Below are 1,736 nucleotides of genomic sequence, written 5' to 3' on the forward strand. Positions count from 1 at the left end.
ACTTTCTTGAATTCCTATTATTCTATCAGCTTTTATACCAAACTTATCGTTCTTCTTTATATGAATCTAATTTTTTAAATCCATTTATTGCATATCTTCCTTGCTTTGCATTTATGCAACGGCCTTTGTATAGCAATATGGATTTTAGATTTTGAAGGAAATTTTAAAAACCCGGTTCATATATATAAATCAGAATTTTCAAAAATATTTAACATTTACTGACACACTAAAGGGAAAAAGCATAGAGCTTTATGCCATTAGCCAGAAAAATCATTAAAATCTGGTGCCGAAGGGGAGAATTGAACTTCCGACCTACTGATTACGAATCAGTTGCACTACCTCTGTGCTACTTCGGCATAAAAATTCAATGTAATTATGAATTGAATTAACTACAAGTACAATACAATATTATGTTGATTTTATATTTTTAATAATTAACCCAAGTTTTGGATAAGGGCTAGTAAATTTACAGAAATTTTAAAATTGCAAATAGCCAGCCCCACTTTAAAGAGAGTGTTCATAAAAAAAGAGAAGCGGTCCTGGATGGTTAGACAGTAATGCAGCAGATTTAAGGATAAATTCCATGTTTAAAATTAAGCTGCAAACTTTTTATTCTTTGGCTTTAAACCATTGGAATTATCTCCATAACAAACCTCCTCTGGTGTAAGTCCAGCAAACTTTTTACCTCACTTTATTAATTTATTTAATATCCTTTTAAAAATATCTTTTATAATCTTATTATCTATGAGATTGATTAAGGTTTTATTGGATAAATCTTGATCAAGGGGTATCTGTTCTATAAACTCTATTTTCTTATCTTTGCAATAATTTGGCAAACTATTTTTGCCAAAAATATATTCATTTGCACCACTTGCCAAATTGGTATAGTACGCCATATTTTCAATAACTCCCATTATATCTATTTTTAATTTGAAAAACATATCCACTGCTTTAAATGCATCTATCAACGCAAGTTTTTGAGGAGTTGTAATCACAATTGCCCCATCAATAACATAATTTTCAGCAATACTTAAATGAATATCTCCTGTGCCAGGTGGTGTATCAACTATTAAATAATCTAAATCACCCCATACTGTCATTTTAAAAAGTTGATGCACAGCCTTTGTAAGCATTGGTCCCCGCCAAATCAATGCAGAACCCTCTGGGACTAAAAATCCCATAGACATCAAACTTATTTTAAATTTTTTATGAGGATGTAATAAACCTTCTGCAATCTCAGGCTTATGATTGATTTCAAAAATTCTTGGGATAGACGGACCATATATATCAGCATCAAGCAATCCAACTTTATATCCCAATTCTACAAGTGCAATTGCTAAATTAGCTGCAATTGTAGATTTTCCTACGCCGCCTTTGCCAGAAGCTACTAGAATTATCTTTTTAACGTTTTCAAGTTTTAATTTCTGTTTTTGTTGTTTACCTGTAAACATTATTGTTAAATGCACTAAGTTTATGTGAGCACATGCTAACACAATTTTAGAGCTAGCCCGAGTTAAAATTTAAATATTTTTTTATTTTGGCTATATCAAATAAAGTCACAACATTTTATAATTGAAAAAGGCACCGTCAAGTTAATGGAAATATGGCTGCAACACAACCCTGACCCTTAAATTTTAGGCAGCAGCTATCTCTTGGATAGCTTCATCCCAAATAAATTTAGCTTTTTGAAAATTCTCTCTTTGGATATTAGCTGCATTAGTATATCTTCCTATATC

Annotated in this window: 1 protein-coding gene and 1 tRNA gene; both read right to left on the reverse strand. The window is 31.1% G+C overall.

Translation table 11 applies throughout. From position 1 onward, the window contains the following. Positions 1–281 precede the first annotated feature (281 nt). Positions 282–356, reverse strand: a tRNA-Thr gene (locus tag L8D11_RS05225). A gap of 330 nt (positions 357–686) precedes the next feature. Beyond that, positions 687–1,451, reverse strand: coding sequence for an Mrp/NBP35 family ATP-binding protein (locus tag L8D11_RS05230; protein ID WP_236870613.1), 765 nt, complete (start codon positions 1,449–1,451; stop codon positions 687–689). Positions 1,452–1,736 lie beyond the last annotated feature (285 nt).

The organism is Candidatus Bandiella numerosa (genome assembly GCF_021811875.1).
Lineage (GTDB): Bacteria > Pseudomonadota > Alphaproteobacteria > Rickettsiales > Midichloriaceae > Aquirickettsia > Aquirickettsia numerosa_A.

Bases quoted from the DNA above. Each gene is read 5' to 3' on its own strand.
- L8D11_RS05230 (WP_236870613.1), bottom strand. From the start codon at position 1,451: ATGTTTACAGGTAAACAACAAAAACAGAAATTAAAACTTGAAAACGTT.